At 40.6% G+C, this 18,961-nt stretch carries 6 protein-coding genes; all 6 read right to left on the bottom strand.

Annotation, left to right across the window (positions count from 1 at the left end):
• Positions 1–936: 936 nt before the first annotated feature.
• A complete protein-coding gene (locus tag QNJ50_RS24475) occupies positions 937–2,064 on the bottom strand; it encodes a hypothetical protein (RefSeq protein ID WP_300640789.1) in 1,128 nt (375 codons plus the stop codon).
• A gap of 140 nt (positions 2,065–2,204) precedes the next feature.
• Positions 2,205–5,729: a contractile injection system tape measure protein gene (locus tag QNJ50_RS24470; protein ID WP_300640787.1), complete on the bottom strand. Its 3,525-nt coding sequence runs from the start codon at positions 5,727–5,729 to the stop codon at positions 2,205–2,207.
• Positions 5,730–5,838: 109 nt separating this feature from the next.
• Entirely contained in the window at positions 5,839–10,551 is a 4,713-nt protein-coding gene (locus tag QNJ50_RS24465; protein WP_300640785.1) for a hypothetical protein, read from the bottom strand.
• Between the two features lie 3 nt (positions 10,552–10,554).
• Positions 10,555–14,646 carry a hypothetical protein gene (locus tag QNJ50_RS24460; RefSeq protein WP_300640783.1) on the bottom strand — a complete coding sequence of 1,364 codons (4,092 nt, stop codon included), beginning with the start codon at positions 14,644–14,646 and terminating at the stop codon, positions 10,555–10,557.
• Positions 14,647–14,738: 92 nt separating this feature from the next.
• Positions 14,739–15,224 (bottom strand): carbohydrate-binding protein, encoded by a 486-nt coding sequence (locus QNJ50_RS24455; RefSeq protein ID WP_300640781.1) that lies wholly within the window; start codon positions 15,222–15,224, stop codon positions 14,739–14,741.
• A 78-nt stretch (positions 15,225–15,302) separates the two neighbouring features.
• Positions 15,303–18,961: hypothetical protein (locus QNJ50_RS24450; protein WP_300640779.1), on the bottom strand; the 3,659-nt coding region annotated here is incomplete at its 5' end.

Raw genomic sequence — 18,961 nt, 5'->3', positions numbered from 1 at the left:
GGTACTGGGTTTGGAGCTTTATTTTCTAACACTATCAATAAAATAATCGCTTTTGGCTAATAGTCTTATACAGTAAGGATTTCATTTTTTACTCTGATGAGAGTGATGGAAGAGCGATAATCCAATTATGGTATAGCTACTGCGTAGTTTGCTTATTTTGAAGAGGTAGAATGTTGATTATTTCTTTTGCGGCTTAGGAATGGTGTAAAAATAATCTCATCAATTTAGTTGCTGTTCTGTGGTTGATCTGATTGCATCGAATTTTGCGATCGAGTTAAGATGGTTGATTTGGTGCCGCTCTTTTATAAATAAAAATTATGTCTTGCCATAAACCCTAAAAATTATACAGAGCAATAAGCACAACCCTTAATCATCCTAAAAATATGTTCACTAAAACTCCCCACCACTTAACCCCTATTTTATCACTACCGGACAACAAAAATTAAATTGAAAAGCTGAAAACTTTATTTAATAATAAGGATTAAATTCTAACTCTAAATTTTAAAACTCAAATCCTGAAAGCCTTACAGCTATTACCTTTACCGAAAATGACAAAAGCGTCCAAGGAAGGTGATACTCCTGTTCACCCCGCCGCAAGCCAAAACTAGTGGAAATATAGGGTAATTTTGGGTAAGGCTGGGCAATTTTGTCTATATTTTATTTAACCCCAGGTGCATTTCAGGAAGTCGCCCTAGGCTATCGTATTCCTTATGTATGTAAAGACACATTTCTGTTTCTTCAGAGAGGGATATATCAATAAAAAACAATTCGACGTAAAACCATTGATTTAGAAAGCTTTGAAACTATTTATTTTTTGAACCAATTATTTTTTGAACCAAAAAATCTCTAAATCCCGTTATCACAGGTTTCTAGGAAAATTTAGTTCATATTTACCAAATAAAGATCCTTAAGTTTGTGGGTGACAGCAAATCTATTTCACTTCCACCAGAATAATTCTTCATTAGGTTGTTTGAGTATTCCCTTATCAGTTTTAGGTGCTTTTGATGGATCGTGTTGTGGCAGAGAGAGAGTATTACTTATCGTAACTTCGATTTCAAATATCTGTGTCCTGACACTGGAAAGAACATTTTTAATAGGAGAAAGTTTACCAATAATCGTCAAGATAGCTTTATCCAAATCACTTTTAGCTATCTCTACAGACTTTCGAGCAAGTTTACTCATTCTTGTATTTTGAGCAAAGTAATCTAGATTTGACAATCGACCACTTGTATCATGCTTAATGGCTTTAAGATCTGGATAAGAATTGAATCGAGCTTGATCAGATATCTTGTCTATACTATTCTTAATCATTAGAATTCTAGTTTTTTCAGAATTTCTAAGAGGTTGGTACTGATACCGAAATAGCTCTTCATTCTTGACGATTATTAAAGTATTAGGGATTCTTTTATCTGGAGATTCTCTTGCTGCTTTTAATTTTTCCTCAAATGTTTCACGATCACTCACTGTGACTCCCTGGATTGTAACCGGCTTAATCAAGTCGTCCAATTCAGTTGTTGCGCTATCAAGATGAGCCGCAACAAGTCCATAAACAGTTTCTAGTTGTCTGCTTGCCCCTTGGATTAAAGAAATGAGATTTTCAACTTGTGTAGTAGCTGGTGCTAGAGTCATTTGAGCAAGAGTTGTTAAATTTTGCCTAAGAACATTAATAATTTCAATTTGCAGTTTAGTGCACGAATTTTCCATAAATGCCCAGCGTGGCGGTTGCATTGCTCCTGCTCTAATCTGATTTGTAAAGAATAATGTTAGTAAAAGTTGGTTATGCTGTTGTAAGGTCAGACCTTCCGTATTGTCAACTAAAAACCTAATAGCTTTTTGTTCCCGGCTCTGGTTATCATCCTGACATTGAACAGCCGGTGTGGGAGAGTTAACACCGACAGAAAAAAAATAATCAGGCGAAGAAACGCCCTTGAAAAACTTTTGCTTGTTTTCTATATTGTCCTCACGATTTGGCGTAAAAAAAGGACGTTCATTGAATAAAGAAGCCGTAGTATTGGATTTATTCGCCGATTTAGAAGAATTTCGACCTACGAACTCGCTACCCATACTTTTCCTCCCACTATCCTAATAAATGTTGTTATATATACGTATTGTGTTCGTGTTCAATATTGATTAGCTTGCTCAGAAATATAAGTTTTATGACCAAATCTTGGAATAATTCGCAGATAGCCGCTAGCTATACACTCTTAGTTCCATTCCACAATCAAAAGTCCCTCCATCCAAGGTAACTTCACCATGCTTAGTCCCCAGGGTAATTGACTGAGCAATACATCGATCGCCTGTTGCTCCACTTGAAGCTTCCAGTTATTTTCCCCACTCCGGATAAGTTTACCCTCCCGTTGTAAAAAGCCTTCCCGCAAGCCATCGGGGCTAGTACTTTTGAGTGCATCCCAATAATTGATCGCCGTTTGCAACAGGTTTTCCCCTTCCCTCAGAGCCGTGTCCGGTAAATCCACCTGTACCACTGGCTCATTTAGTGACCAGCCACAAAGTAATTTCGGCAACACTAATTCGTATTCCGGCACATTAGTTTGCTTTGTTGCTAGGTAATGCAGTAAATATATCGCCATTTGTTGTGTGGATTCATCCTGAAAAGAATCGCCCGAACACAGCCCAACCGCTTCAAAGTAAAAGCGCAAAAATGGATGTAACAAAACTAGTCCAGCTTGGTTTACATACAGTCCTGCTGTCTCCTCTTCTGGTGATAATGTTGAGTTAGTAGCCCGACGCGGAGCAGCAAATTCCTTTGGGGTTATGGTATCAGCAGATGTAGTAGTTAACACTTGCTCAAGAGCATTCAACCAAAGGGAACTTCTGACAATTGGTAATCCTGCAATGATATTATGCAAGCGTTGGCGATCATTTTGATTGGTGCTTTCCTGAGAATTAGAAGACTTATCCTGTTTGGATTCTCCTCCTTGGACAGGGGGAGATGTTTTAGTTAATGCGATTGAGGATTGCTGTTGGAATTCAGCTTCTGTCAATAATTCCTTAAATGCTGCTGACTGTCCCCAAGTCTGCACTATTTGGACTAGCCATTTGAAAACCCAGGTTTCGGGAAATGGTCTTGTCGGTGCATTATCTGTACTTATTTCTGCAAAGAGAAGTAACCAAGCTTGCTTTTCCAATTCCTGGAAGTTATTGTTGCTCAGTTTTAGGGATTGCATCAGTTGTTTGGCTTGCGCCAGCAGGGCGTGCCAATTTATCCACGTTGGCTGTAACTGTAGTATTAACTGATGCCGGAAAGCTTCTGGTAACTCCTCAACCAGGCGTTGTCTAACTGCCCGATTTGTTATCAGTAATTCCCGTAAGGGTTGCCGCCAAGCTGTATCACTTTGGTTCATCTCTAACCAACGGGTTAGCCAGTACTGCAAATCTTCATATCCCTCTCCCCGGGGAAGACGACCATACTGCAAAAAGTACAGCAAAACTTCCCAATCTGTCTTCGGTGTGGGAGTGATGTTTTCTGTATCTGCACCGGACTTTATATCGTCGGAGACAAATTCCGACCCCTGTTGCAGTTCCTCCCTTTGTTCTTGGGGAATTGAAGTTTCACCAATATTTCGTGAGCTAGCAGTTGATATTTGCTCTAGGGCTGTTAACCACAATGCTTCTTCATCATTGGGAAATGCAGCAAGGATGGTGCGTAAACGTTGAAAAGCGATTTGATTAAAGTCTGCTCTATTGCTTTCTTTTGAAGCCGAGGGAGATGTTTCGGTTAAGGAAACTGGTGTTTGCTGCTGAGATTCCGCTTTTGTTTTTGACAGCTTAAATCCTGCTGACTGTCGCCAGGTTTGCAATAGTTGAGTGAGCCATTTGCAAGTCCAGGTTGGGGGGAATTCTCTTGCTGAGGAATTGTCTGTGTTTATTTCCGCTAGGAGGATTAACCAAGCTTGTTTTTCCAATTCTTGGAAGTTATTGTTACTCAGTTTTAGGGATTGCATCAGATGTTTAGCTTGCGCCAGCAGGGTGTACCAATTTACCCACGTTGGCTGTAAATGTAGTATTAACTGATGCCGGAAGGCTTCTGGTAAATCATCAACAATACGTTGTCTAGCTGCCCGATTGCTTATCAGTAATTCCCGTAGGGGTTGCTGCCAAGTAGTATCACTTTGCATTACTTCTAACCAACGGGCTAGCAAGTCTTGCCAATTTTCTGATACCTCTACCCAAGGAAAACGACCATACTGCAAAAAGTACAGCAAAACTTCCCAATCTGTCTTCGGTGTGGGAATGATATTTTCTGTATCTACACCGGACTCTATATTGTCGCAGACAAATTCCGACCCCTGTTGCAGTTCCTCCCTTTGTTCTTGGAAAATTGAATCTTCACCCCCCAGTAGGGCGTGACAATTTACCCACGTTGGCTGTAAATGTAGTATTAACTGATGTCGGAAAGCTTCTGGTAACTCATCAATAAGGCGTTGTCTAACTGCCCGATTTGTTATCAGTAATTCCCGTAAGGGTTGCTGCCAAGTTGTATCACTTTGTATCACCTCTAACCAAAGGGTTAGCCAGTCTTGCCAATTTTCCGATACCTCTCCCCAAGGAAGACGACCATACTGCAAAAAGTACAGCAAAACTTCCCAATCTGTCTTCGGTCTGGGAGTGATGTTTTCTTTATCTACACCGGACTCTATATTGTCGGAGACAAATTCCGACCCCTGTTGCAGTTCTTCCCTTTGTTCTTGGAAAGTTGAATTTTCACCTATATTTAGCAATTGAGTAGCTGATATTTGGTCTAAGACTATCAACCACAATTCTTTTTCACTGTTGGGAAATGCTGTGAGGATGTCGCGTAAACGTTGAAAAGCGATTTGATTAAAGTCCGCTCTATTGCTTTGCTCTGAAATTGGGGGAGATTTTTCGGTTAAGGAAACCGATGTTTGCTGCTGGAAATCTTCTTTTGTGCTTGATTGCTTAAACCCTGCTGATTGTCGCCAAGTTTGCACTAGTTGAGCGAGCCATTTGGAAATCCAGGTTTCAGGAAATGGGCTGCTTGGCGAATTATCCGTACTTATTTCCGTTAGAAGGAGTAGCCAAGCTTGTCGTTCTAGGTATCTAAATTTACTATTATCCAGTTCCAAAGATTGTATCAGTTGTCTCGCTTCCGTTAGCAGGTTACCCCAAGCGAGCCAAGCTGGCTCTAACTTTAATATCAACTGATGTCGAAAGGATTCCGGTAACTGCTCAACTAGGCGTTGTTTAATTACCCGATCGCTTACCAGTAATTTCCGTAGTTTTTGTCCCCAGTTAGTATCAGTTTCTATTACAGTTGACCAGCGCGGAAACCAAGCTTTCCAGTCCCCCGATGGACACCACCAAGGCAGACGACCATACCGTAAAAAGTATAGCAAAACCTCCCAGTCTGAGGTGATGCGACCGTTGCGAATGATGTTTTCGGTTTTTGTTGCAGCAACCAAACGATTCGCTAAATGATCCTCTAGGATTTGACTGAGAGCATCTCGCAACTTCTGTATAAATTCATCTGCTAAAAATTGGCGATCGATTGAGCCTAAATCTACCTCCAACCGATCCAAGCGTATAACCTCCTCATCCCCTACTAGTTGATCGAAGAGATGCTCCATTACTGAAACACCCTGCTGCTGAAACAAACGGCTCACATCTTCCTGTAAACTCCATACATCAGCTAGTTGCCCGGTATCGAGTTCTAGTACAGTTCGTCCAATTATGTGGCGTTGTTTGCTCATATAAGGGTTATGGAATATGCAAGTTGAGAGTCAAAAAAACTAGAATCCAAGTATATATACTTGCGAATGTTAAATTTATAAACATTGCATAATTTGATTTTTTGCACTGCTAACTAAATATTTTGGATTCAGTGGCATTCTTGCTGTCTGGCTCAAATAAGACACGAAAGCGATTAAGTAGTGTAAATGACCTAGATCTGGGTTGGGTGGGTGTATCTGTGCCATTTTCACCGTTGTTTCCATCCTCATTAACTCGAATAACTATAGTTGAAGAGATTCCTTCCAGGCGATCGCTGTTTATACCCCTAGCGGTTTGTGCTGTAATTTGATGGATACCTACAGTTGGTTGCCAGTTCATAAAGTAGGGGGAAGCGATTGCTTGCAGGTTTTCAGCTTCCGCGTTAGGATCTGTATAAGTAAATACTACACTACCTACCGTTGCGGGGATAGTTACAGCCTCAATGGCGTATTGATAGTTTGGGTTGAAGTCAGATACTTTGAAAGTGTTATCATGCTCCAATCTTCCGCTTTCTATACTTCCATCATTGCTAATTGTTAGCAGATTAAACTCTTGCACACCACCAAAGGGGATAGCAATAGGTTTGGTAACTGGCTCACTGGTACAACCACCAAGACTTTCTGGGGTGCTAACTTGAAGAGTAATAGACACCTCAGCACCAGCGATCCAACTGTTGAAATCATAGTTGTAGCTGATGATAAACTCATTGTTAGCAGGATTACTGGGATTGGGGATACCATCATGTTCCCAGTCGAAGGTGAAAGATGTTTCCTCGGCTGGTTGAATATCAAAGACGCGCACAGAAAATCCATTGTCGTTGATACTAATAATCTCTGTTTGAAAATCAGCTTGTGGTAGGGGGTTAATTATGACTGTACGGTTAAGGGTATTTTCGCATTGGGTTTGTTGACTGCGAATCAGTGCTGTAATTGTGACTGTTTCCGGTATACCCTCTGCTGCATATTGGCTGGGATTGAGAGTATTTGTTTCTATATCGTTGATTTTTACCTGAATTAGTTCCACTCCTTCAGATGTATCATCAGCCAAGGTTATCTCTACGGGGTCTGCATTGTTACAGAAGTTTTGTCCGTCACTAATTGATAACTCAGCTTGGGGTAGGGGGTTAATTATGACTGTACGGTTAAGGGTATTTTCACATTGGGTTTGGCGATCGCGAATTAATGCTGTAATTTTAACTGTTTCTTGTGTATTTTCTGCTGCATATTGGCTGAGATTGAGAATATTTCTGTCTTCACCGTTAATTTTTACCTGAATTAACTCTATATTCTCAGGTGTACCCTCAGCCAGGTTAATCTCTAGGGTGTTTTCACTGTGACAGAAGTTTTGTCCGTCGCTAACTGATAAATCAGCTAGTGGCAAGGAATTAATTATGACATCGTAGGTAAATGAATTTTCGCATTGAGTTTGGCGATCGCGAATTAATGCTGCAATTTTAACTGTTTCCGGTGTATTCCCTACTGCATACTGGCTGAGATTGAGAGTATTCGTCTGTGTGTCGTTAATTTTTACCTGGGTTAATTCTATATTCTCAGGTGTATCATCAGCCAGCTTAATCTCTACTGTATCTTCGCTGCGACAGAATGTTTGTCCATTGCTAATTGATAAATTGGGTCTTGGTAGAGGACGAATTGTTACAGTCAGGGTATCGTAGGTGTCATCTACCGCATAGGTAAAGATAATTGCAACTTCTAACCCGTTCGCTAACTCATCCCGACTGGCTTGGTCAATGCTACTGGGTTGGAAAAGTTGTTTTGAACCCTCAAACAAAACTCCCTCTCCCCTAACGGTACCACCCTCGGGTTCTAGAATAAACTCGTACTTGTGATTGTCACCTTCACAGAAAACTGTTTTTTCCAGTAAAATTATTGGACGCGATCGGGCTACTACATAACTAACTGCGGTTGTATCGCTACTACAGCGATAAGGAAGACAAAAGTCTGCAATTACAATATCTTTCCGATTCTGCAATTCGTTAAATAGTTTTTTCCAGTTACTAATATTCTCTTGATACAAATCCTTTGGTAAAGCGGCTAATTTTTGAATTGCTTCGGTGCGTGAGCTGCGTAATTTATGGATCGCAGGTTCTTTGTCCGTAGCTAAAAGTTGATCGACTTCTTCTCCATCTATATAAACTAAAATAAATGTGCCACCTTGAGGGACTCCACCAAGGTGTTCCATACCGGGATGCTGTTGAGCAAATTTTGGGAACAAATGCAACTTCAGCAATCGTTCTAATCGCTGTCGGTAAGCGTTTATTAGTCCCGGAAATTCAAAATAATTCAGTTCCTCAGCAATCTCTGGGTTCCCGATTTGGTAATCTTCGGTATTTAATGCTTCAGGAACATCTCGCAACCAACTGTAAAGTGTCTCGAAGTCAGGAAATTTCTCTTGGTCAACAATTACGGGTGAATCTTCTGAATCGAGGCTAATCGAAAAATGATTCTCCGAAAGTAAAATGGGGGAATATTGGGGAGGAGATGGGAGGTTAACTACATTCTCCGTGGAAAACTTGAGATGATACTTTGCTGGATTATTCGATTCTTGATTGTTTGGTAGGTCAATTACTAGACTGTAAGTGACTGGATTGAAGGAAAAACAAGCTGCGATTGCGTTGATAATTTGCCGCTTTCTCTCTGCAATTGCATCACTTGAAAGTTCGGAAAAGTTAATGATTAGGTCGCTAAAATCACTGAAACTATTTCCCTGTGTTTCGGGTGTTTGGATAACGTAACGAGCAATACGAGTATTGTTCGCATCACGCACATATAACTTAAATTGTTGGTCTGTATCCCCTCTCTCAAATTCAACAAATTCGTAAGATTCTGCTTTCCGGGCACGATCTAAAATAGGATTATATAGTTGACTATTTCCAATCCCAGTTAGGGTATTTTTGTCAAAGAAAGACTGCTTTAAGTTGTGTAGTAGGACATTTTTTGCACTTGCATATTTAGCCCAAATTTTTTGGAAAGTCAGCTTCATCCGACGAAAATCCGCTTCCAGGTCATCAAATTGACCGAAAATATTCAGGTCATTGAGACTAGCTTGATTACCCAGCTTGAGAGTAATGACATCAAAAGCAAGATTATACCTTTGTTTGTAGTCCTGAATCATTTTGAGGACATCATCGTTAGCTTTACCAATATGTCCCTCAATCCGATAGAAGTTATAACCATCTAACCGATAGTTTAAATCTTGGAAGTCACGAAAATTATCTTCTGCTGAATTCTGTTTTGGGCGAAAATAAGCAGGATGGCGATCGCTTCTTCCTTTGCGGTAAGCGTCGTAGTTCCAGTACTTATATAGGTTGGGATAATTAAGATAGTAGGGGATTGCTTGTTTGCTCAGAGGTACAGATCGGTCTTGACTGGGTGTAGTTTTTAGGGGTGTATTATAAAACGGTAGCAGGTAAAAACTTTCTGGCTCGGACAATTTTAAAAGACGTTCGTACAGATAGCGAACTTTTTGCAGACGTACCCGATTGCTGTTGTAGATTGGAGGTTGGGTAAAATGGCTGCGATAGGGGGAAGTAAGTGCATATCCCCGATCCGGTTCAGTTGAGAATGTTGAGGGTGGAGGAACTAACCCCAACATGAGAAATTTAGGAAACCGTTGGGTTTCGGGGGGGTAATCACCCATTAAGTCAAAAGCATTCTCAGCTAATTCGTAGAAAGCAGCAACTAGCTGGCTGAGATAATCATAAAAATATTGCAGACCATAGGGTGGTTCGGGAGGTTTGATTTGTTCCGATGTAGAAGTGGTTTCCTGTCTGCGAAAACCTTCTAGTTGTGTTTGTAGACTGTCCTGGAGTTGATTAAAATCGCTACTGGAATTTGGTTGAAAAGCATTAAAAAAAGGTGAAAATAGCCAAAATAATTTGGGAAAAGACCCACCGATTGCCGCGATCGCATTGGCACAAATCTGGTAGTAGTTGTCCCAAAAAGCTTGATAGTCGTTGATTACACTCAAATCAACCCCTTCTTTGCCTTCCCTATAGCCAAATCGCTGCACCTGAGGAGCAAAATCCTCAAATTTTTGAGTTGTACGGTTAAACTCCTGGAGAAAATGATTACGAGCATTAAAAATATTTTCTACTGTCAGTCCCTGCCAAGGCTGTTCTGAAATCTGATAAGCTTTATTTAATAAAGTTTCAGCACTCAATTGCTGAGAATTATCTGGGTTTTGAGTACGGGGAAGCAGGAAAAAACGCCAGCTAAAATTACGGTATTTACTTAATTCATCATATTCAAACGAACAAAAATCATTTTGCACATCCAGAGTTTCGCACACCACCACCAACACGCGATCGTTAATAAATTCCTGGAATTCCTGGGCAGTGCGGGGGCTATCGTTGGAATTTTGGTGCAGAAGTAACCTTTTATCACCGCCTTCCTGGAAAAGCTCAATCACCTCATATATTACGGAAGGTTTTACTGGTGCTGCATCTTCACTCTGGGCAAACAACAGGGGCAATACTTTTACATCAATTTGGTAATGGGTTAGCTGGATTTTGGAAGTAAAATCAATCACATTTCCTTCTGAGGTCATCCCGCATCCCGGCGATACATATATTTTCGCAGTTAATTTGGTATTTAAATTTGCATTATTTTCAGTGTAAATACTGCTTACTTCCATCCCTGCAACAATTCCCATCCCAATTAGATGGGTGCGGGTGAGGTGATTTTGACTATCGAGATACTCAACCAGTTGATTCAGGTCATTATTTCTCAATACCTGATTGGGCAGAAATATAGGATAGCCGGTTTGGTTAGTAATAGTATTCATAAGTTACTCACTTGCAGTTCCGAGGGCGCTTTGGTTGAGAATAATTGGCTGTTCTCTAGATACAACTTGGGGATCGTACAAGATACCCTGGGGATAAATACTCCGCAGTTTGGGGATAATTGCTAGGAGATGATTGAGGCTTCCTGAGAGATTGCAGGTACTACCATTGCCAGTTTCCCAAGCTAATTGCTCCAACCAATCGCGATAAGCAAGTTCAAAATCCCTCATTTGCTTTACATTTATCCAAGCAATTTTCAAAGCAACATGAGCTGGTGCTTCCAGTCGCAGGGTGCGTTCCACAAATCGGCGAAAATCTATATTGCGAAAGCGTTCTGGCCAGTAGGGTAAAATTATAGTGATCCAAAAAGAATAGGGGTATTGATAGGTTAATTGGGTTTGTTCTCCCGGTGTACTTGTGGCATCATCCGTGTGAACGCAGATGGGTAAAAAATTATCTGAGGTAGTTCTAGGACGTAGGAGAATATGCTCCAGCAGATGAAATCCCTCATCATTGACTAGCTTTTGTAGCGTTTGGATGGATTTATTTCGTTCTTCTTTACTTGTGTAGTATTGAGTCGCCAGGATTTGGTCTTTTCCCCGATTTGTCAATTCCCAACCATAGGGTTTTTCAACTATAAGGTAGTAAGTAAGGCTTAAAAACCATAAGGTAGGCTTAACAACATCTACAGGATGCGTATTCTGTATGTGTCGAGACCATTTATACCAGAAAGGTAGAAGAGTCAGTTCCACGCTAATTAGCCGGAAGTTTTTGGCATCTAGCTTGCCATTTTTAGGAAATTCCACTTCTGCCCCAGCAAGTTCCATTAAAACATTACCTTGTTCCCAAGCTGCTTCCGGTGTATTATGACGATGGCTTGCTTCTAGTAAAATATTCCGATTTTGATCATAAATTCGACCAATATAGGTAGGGCCAGAGGAGTTCTCTAATCCAGTCCAAGTAATATTGAGATGGGCTGTGCGTACTAGTAAAAACAGGTGTTCGATCGCTGCATCCCGTTCACTTTCCGAGGCATATAATTGGGGGGAAGTTGCAACTGCACTGCCGCGATTGCGTGGTTGACTTAATACTCGAAAGCCAAATCCTAACTGACTTGCTGTAGGTTCAATTGCACCGGGTTCAAACAAAATACCTAGCACATCTTCATAAAAGCGGTCGCGGGTTGTATTTTCGTCTGCAAATAGTTGCATACCATGTAATAGGGTGACTTCTTCCCGATCAATTAATCGGAAGCGATAACCAGAAGTTTCTCCTGTCACTTCTTCAACCTGCAAAAACCGCTCATCTGAATCCTTAAATTGATTTGGGTTAAATTTAAGACAACTTAACCAGCTTTGTAGTGCTGCTTCCCGTGCTTGTTCTGTGGAGAAGCGTTCGTGAAACGACTCCGTAGGAGTATGGCTACTTTCTCCTAATACCTGACCTTTATTATCAATTAAGGCATAGCCATAATGGGTAAATTTTGTTTCATTGCTAGGGGTAGCTGTTTCCCGTTCCGCACTATTATCTTGACGAAATAGAATCGGGTAGTAATTTTGTCTGTTGGTAATTTGTTGGAGAATCGCGATCGCTGCTTTGCGAGCAAGTTCTTGAGAAAAATAACGCTGAGCTCCATCAAATTTAATTATTTCTGGTGTTGGCGAAGCATCGACTGGTATATTTAGTTGGAAATAATATAAGTTTTCCTCTCCTATATCTTTCATTTTAATAATTGTTTTCTGGGAGATAGTAGAAATGGCATCAGTTATGACATCATCATCTTCCCGTCTGATAAAATTAAATAGACGTGCTAAGTTTTTGCTTAGGAAATCTAACTTAGCCAATCGCTCTGCTTGTGAAGCGAAGTAAGATTCATATCTAGCTGTGATGGTTTCCTCATTTTCATTGTCCGGTTTCACCTCAACTTCCAAACCGTAGTGATAAAAGTAACTATAAGTAAGACGCTTGTAAAAATTTTCATGTAAAGCCAACAGCAAAAACTTTTCTCTATCTGCTTGAGCAGCTTTTTGATCGCTGTATGTCTGCAAGCTAATTAATGATTGCTTCTGATGACCACAACTCACAGAAAAGGAGATAAATTGACCAGATTCCTCATCAACCTGGTAATGACAGAGATTGCGACGACGCACATCATTAAAACCCAGTAACCGTGAAACCCGCTTTTGGAAACCCGACACATTTGTCGTGTCCCAGACCTGTTGGCAGTTACAATAATTGAAGGCACGAAAGCGATCGCGGCTGAGGAAAGGATAATCTTGTAAAAACCGAGCTTTGTCGTGAATAACCTCGATTTCATCCTTGACTTTATCCCGACGTTCCTGAATGATCCGGTAATTCTTGACCACATAATCAGCAAAGGACTCAGCAAAACGTCCCAGCAAATGATCGAGGAAACGGTTACGGCGATCGCGGTAAGTCTCTGGTTCTTCTACAATTGAGTCGAGATACCCCCCATCTTCCCCAAGGATAGCGAGTTTATCTGGGAAATCAAGTTCCTGAATAAAATAGGTGTGTGATTTTTCTTCGGGACGAATCATGTGGTCATTTCGCTGTTCCCAGGATTTATCAATCTCCCAGGAAAACAAATCGCGGATATGGGTAAGTTGAGCTAAATAGTTGGCGAGCAATTGGTCGAAAAAAACAAGGTATCCTTTTAACTGACGAGCTTGAGCTTTACGTATAACTGTAGCCGTTGCCGGTAGCCCATCTTCACCAATACCATAGGTCAGGGGAAAATCATGCTGAATTGAATAGTGGTCAGCTAAGTCATAATAACTACCCTGGGGTATAGATAAATCCAGCTCGCTATCCTGGCGTAACACCTTAATATGTGCAGCCTGCTGTTCATAATAACGGCGTTTAACCTCATTCACTTCTGGTGATATGGGTAGTACACCCTTGAATAGGTTGATTTTCGAGTGTTCAATCCCCAAAATAGGACTATACCCTTTGGTCAATTGTAAATGCCAAGGACTTTGGGACTGGGCTAAACCGTTGATAAAGTTAACAATACTCAGTCTCCGCACTGCCGCTACACCTGGTATTTTCAGTATTTCTTGGTATAAATCTGATGTGTAAATTACCGTCGGTGGGGTGAGGTCTTCTAGTTCTGCGGTATCAATAAAACCATGACTAGCGTAACCTAGTTCTGCGATCGCATCTTCTTCCGAATCGTCCTGACCTGGGTTTTTTTCTTTAATAGTTTCTTTAACAGAAGGTCTACCAGCAAAGATTTCATCTATACTTTTACCTTTTTCCAGCAACTCTTGCAAAGTATAAAACCGCAACTGAGGTGATAAAAACTCCTGTATCTTCACATAAATTTCTACCAGCACATCTTCCGCGTCAGCTTCAGCTTCCAGTTCAATATCGCTACATAGTCCAATTTCTTCCTCACCCAACAGCACAATATCGTAAACATCTTCGCAGAGATTGCGGTAGCGACACAGTACTGCTTTAACTTGGTCGAGGGTCTCTGACCAGGAACGGTAAATCTGCCCACAGGCATTTTTGCGATATTCCAGATCCAAGTCAATATAAACAGTGTACAGCCCACGCGGGTGCAGACGGGGGGCGTTTTCCTCTGTGTAACCATTGGGTGGATTGTATTGCAGCTTACTATTTATATAATTGACGTAAATAGCTGGATGATAAGTTGATATTTTTTTTGTTGTTTCTTGGGTTTTTTCTGTTGCGTCTACTTCTGTAAATTTTTCCAACCAAGCATTACGTACACCGGGAATATCAATCAGACGCTTGCGTAAATCCATTTCTGTGACTGGATTGCAAGTGAGAATTTGATCGGGGGTAAAAAAGTTATTTTCTTGCTGCTGAGAATCAGCTGGATTTAGTGCTAGTAAATCTTTAATATCTAAGTTATTGCGATAGCCCAAATCTGTGACAGCATAACATAGCACTTCCAGGATAGTCACACCCGGATCGTGCAGATTATAGTCAGTCCAAATTTTCCCAGATAGAGCTTGCAGATGACTAATCCCGATATCCCGCAGGGTTTGAAAATCAAGATAATCGGGGAATTTAGGTTTAAGTTTGGAGATGCTTGGATATTCCAGCATAGATTTTAAATAGGTTTTATTAATTACTTTGGTGTTGAATTAATTCTGAAAAATGGATTAAGAGGAAAGGGGAAAAATACTAATTTTCTTTTTCAGGTAGCAAATAGGTGATAAATAGCACCACCAAATAACCACGCCAGAGCGATTGCAATTCCCAAAGTTAGTAATGTGAGATATTGTTGCAGTTTTTCCCAACGCAATTCCATCTGCTGTTGATACTCAGTAAATTCCTGTTTTAAAGCTTGCAAATTTTTATCTACTGTGTCTACTTTCTGCTCTAATTCCTGAAGTCTGGATGTCCATTTATCATTTTTATCTGGCTCTTCTCCAGCTTTAGCACAGATGTCTTTTGCATCTGTCATTTCCCATAATGTGCGCTGATAATAGACCACATCACCTTTTTGATAGGTTTGTCCAGCTTTCCATATACCATGAAATTTGTCCTCTTTTTTATTGAGCTGCGAGGTAATCAACTCGGCAAAATGGGAGGCAGACAGATGAGTATTATTTTTGAATAAACTCTTGAGTTCGTCGCGATTTTTCAAGGTTATTTTAGATTTAACAGATGTGTTTACCATAGTTAAAATTGGGTTTATAGTTGTTGCTTATTATTTGTTGTTCTTAATTACCAAAATTAACGCTTTAAAACTGGTTTCCTATTCCCCCTCTTCTGGCTGTAAAATAATGTCCGCTAATGCTTCATAACCAAGAGTTCCAGAGGCGAGTTTTTGATTTTCAGAAACCTCAGGTGCTTTGTTAATGATGTGGTTTTGATTTGTGCTAGTAAGGGATACCGAGGTGAGTATTGATCGCGCAGTGGAGGTGATCGCTTCCCGAACATCCCGTTGATTTTCATGGTGCATCTTAAAATCCAAAACATAGTCAACGTAATATTGCTGTTCGACAAAATTGAGAATCGAAGAACGGTAAACAGTACCTCCAAAATTAATTTCTGCCTGGGGATCCACTGTCCAAGGTGTGAGAAAGTTGGTAATTCCTTGCTGCAATTCCCGGCGATAATAGCCAAAGTTGCCATCGTATGGGGATTGAAACTTGACTGCAAACTCCACTTGGATACGTTCGTATGTCGGATTCACAACCTGAATATCTGCCCAAGGGGAGCTAAGGGCGAGCAAATATTCTTGAATTTTGTCTCGCAGGTTAATGTTGACTTTGGGTTCCAATTCCTGGGAGATGCGATCGGGGGATAGTTTGGGTATCACCACCAAAGTCACAGCACCAGGAACTAGTTCCTGAAACTGCTTGTTAGCATCCACCTGCCCGTGGTTGATACAACGTACCTGATGAATTTCCGGAAATTTTTCCAACACCAGTCGCTCGTAATCAAAGATGGTAACGGCTCGACCTTTATGGCGCAGGTGTTCGCTGATGCGGGTATAAAAATGACTCGGCTGCTCCTTAACTTTACCACCAAAGGAATTATAGGGTTGCTCGATTTTTTTGATCGCTGCTGTGGGGACAGCTAATTTAGCAATTGTCCCTGATTCTAAGGGAGTAGCTAAATGGTTGGGATCGTTATTTGCATCAACAAAAGTTACCCGTGTGGCTTGGGTATGGACACCAATAATTCGACAAATAGCCGGACTACGGGATTTCACACTGGCTTTAATCCAGTAAAAATTTGGGTCGAGGATGGTAGTTTTATCCTTGCTAATTTCCTGGGGTATTGGCAGATTAATAATACCGGAAGCAATTAACCCATTAGTGTTATCACTGACGATGCGATCGCGCAAGGAAATCCAGGTATTATCCTGGAGGTAGTACCACTCTACCTCTGTTTTTTCTAATTCCCCATCAGCGCTTTCTTCTACTACTTGAAATAGTAATGGTAACGCTGTGGGTGGGTCGAGATTTTCCAATCCAATGAGTAATTCCCCCTCGTTGGTAAATTGCGGTAAGAAATTTATAGTTTCCGTAGATTCCAGTTCTGCAAAACCCTCAAATGGGTGGAGATGGAATAATTTGCAATCTTTTTTCTCTGCTACTGCTGTGTATTTGAGATATATTTCTTGAATTACCGGTGTATAAGGCTCTTTGGGAATTATTGCTTCATCTGAAAACTCGACATAGTATTTAGGGGAAATAACCTTAAAGATGCCATTATTATTTTTGTAATAAGCTCCAATGACTGCTTGTCTTTTTTTAACTTGTTCAGTGGGTTCTGCTGGAGGAAGAGGATCGGGTACGGTAATCTCTTGATTGGTTGCAGCAGCCAATACTTGTCGTGCTAACACCGTAGGATATTCATCGTGGAGAAAATCACTCCCAGTTAGCTGTAGACGTAAAAAGCCATTTTGACTATCGGGGGTGAAAGCTTCCACAGTTTCTGTGTGAGCAAAAGAATTGAGTTTTAGGTTTTCTAATTCTTCATTGGTGAGGGAAATTTCTGAACCACTAAATATGTTTCGGGTTGGTTTGTCGCTAGTTGGATTCCAAATTTTCTGTCGCAGAGATGCGAACGCTAATTGACCTGGGTTGAAGTTGGAGTTCAGGGTGACTTGATTAGGGTTGCTAACATCGGAAGCACTGTCATAAGCAGCGTAAATATCTAACCAGTTTTTGGGTTCTTCTTTTTCTAACTCCAGATGAATAGTCAGCTCACTCAAGTGCTTTTGCAATACTTCCTGACTACCGATGTAAAGATTGGCTTTGGTTTTGGGTCGGGAACCAAAAGGTTGAAAGGGTTTGGTAGGGTCTAGCACCCCAAAATCATTTTGCAATACTAAGTTACGGACTTTTATATCCTTGGTGCAGATTTTTAAATCGGTAAGTTGAAGATTGCGAAAATAGTTATAAGCAGACAAACCATTTATTTGCACATCAACATCATCTTTATCCTTAACCTTTAATTGCAATCTTGCAACGGGTTGATCCGTGGAAAGCTTTGCTCCAGGTAGTTCCGGATGGTAAATATCAATTGGTTCCTGATCCGCTCTCAGGTTTACTGACAATTGCAGGGTTTTATCTTCTAAACTTGTTTCGCTATCTTCTTCACCTGGTGCAAGAATTTTCCCTGTTATCCAGTCTTTTTCGCCGCTAAATTCAATGGTAAAAATATTCGCTAAATCGCTGGCTTTTACCGCTTCAGGTGCTTTATCAAAAGTTAAGGTAAAAATTAGGGTACGGTTTCCTTCTTGGAGATAAAAAATATTTGAGGCGATCACTAATCCTAACTGAGCATGTTGTTTACGTGTGTTATCGCCAAAAGGTAACCATGATTTAACTATTTGCTCCTTGGGAAAATCTCCACCTTCACCATCAAAGCTATTTGCTTGGGGTGAGATATAAAAACCCTGGACATTGCTCGGTTCATTGTCAGTGGAAATTTTCTGTTTCGGTTCATCAATTTTCCTTAAGTCCAAAAACAAACCTTTCAGGCTAGTTATTTGGGCTTTGTGGATCACAGTTTCCCGATCCAGTTGGTAAAATAGCTCAATACCACTGGCATCTTTACCAGCTTGGAAGCGAGTTTCAGAATCTAGTTTATATTCTGTTTGGGATTTAGCCAGTTCAAATACTAAGTGAGCGCTGTCAGCTTCCCCTGGGCGATCGCGCAATTGCAACACTTGACGATAGAAAAAGTCCAGATGTCTTTGGGTCATGCGATTCAGGTCATCCCTCGCTGGTCGCATCACTTCCCAAAAGGCAAAATATAAAGATAGGTGGGGTGGATGATCCTGTCTTTTTTCTAAACTATCCCGGAGATATTTGGGAGCTAGTAGGATAATTTGACGGTAATTTTTAAATAGTGCTTGAAATACAAAATCTAATTCTGCTCTTGCTTCTGTGACTTTACCAGTCAAAAGTATCTCAGCAGCCTCTAATTCCCAGATAATTGGCTGACCGAAAAATACCTGAGCAAAATCTTTATAAAACTTTTTTAACAATTTCCAGCGTAAAAACAGAATACCAGCTAAAGGATTAATTTCTCTAATAAGTAGCCAAATAATTGGTATGGTATTGGGAGGCAATTCCCTTATTTCAGAGTCTTCAGCAATTAATTCAAAAGACTGCATTCGCTGGATCACTTCCCTGAAATTCGTCTTCACCAAGTCTGCGATTGCAGACTTGAAGGGAGTATAAGCTTCTAACTTTTCATACCAATCCTTGATGCTTTTCAAAATCCCACGCCAGCTAGCCAATATGGGCTTCAGGGTAACAATAGATTGATTTTTGATAAATTTATCTAAATGCGACCTATACTGGTTCTTGACTTTTTCCGGACGGGTTTTACTAATCAAGGCGATCTGCACAGGGGTGCTGCTCTGAAAAAATCCTTGCCAATTACCATTTT

This window comes from Mastigocoleus sp. MO_188.B34 (assembly GCF_030065675.1).
Classification (GTDB): Bacteria; Cyanobacteriota; Cyanobacteriia; order Cyanobacteriales; family Nostocaceae; genus Mastigocoleus.
The sequence above is the reverse complement of the archived record's forward strand: the minus strand, read 5'-3'. Positions and strand labels throughout refer to the sequence as shown.

What these genes read in the sequence shown, in the direction of transcription:
- QNJ50_RS24475 (WP_300640789.1), bottom strand. Translation starts at nt 2,064, where the DNA reads ATGGGTAGCGAGTTCGTAGGTCGAAATTCTTCTAAATCGGCGAATAAA.
- QNJ50_RS24470 (WP_300640787.1), bottom strand. Translation starts at nt 5,729, where the DNA reads ATGAGCAAACAACGCCACATAATTGGACGAACTGTACTAGAACTCGAT.
- QNJ50_RS24465 (WP_300640785.1), bottom strand. Translation starts at nt 10,551, where the DNA reads ATGAATACTATTACTAACCAAACCGGCTATCCTATATTTCTGCCCAAT.
- QNJ50_RS24460 (WP_300640783.1), bottom strand. Translation starts at nt 14,646, where the DNA reads ATGCTGGAATATCCAAGCATCTCCAAACTTAAACCTAAATTCCCCGAT.
- QNJ50_RS24455 (WP_300640781.1), bottom strand. Translation starts at nt 15,224, where the DNA reads ATGGTAAACACATCTGTTAAATCTAAAATAACCTTGAAAAATCGCGAC.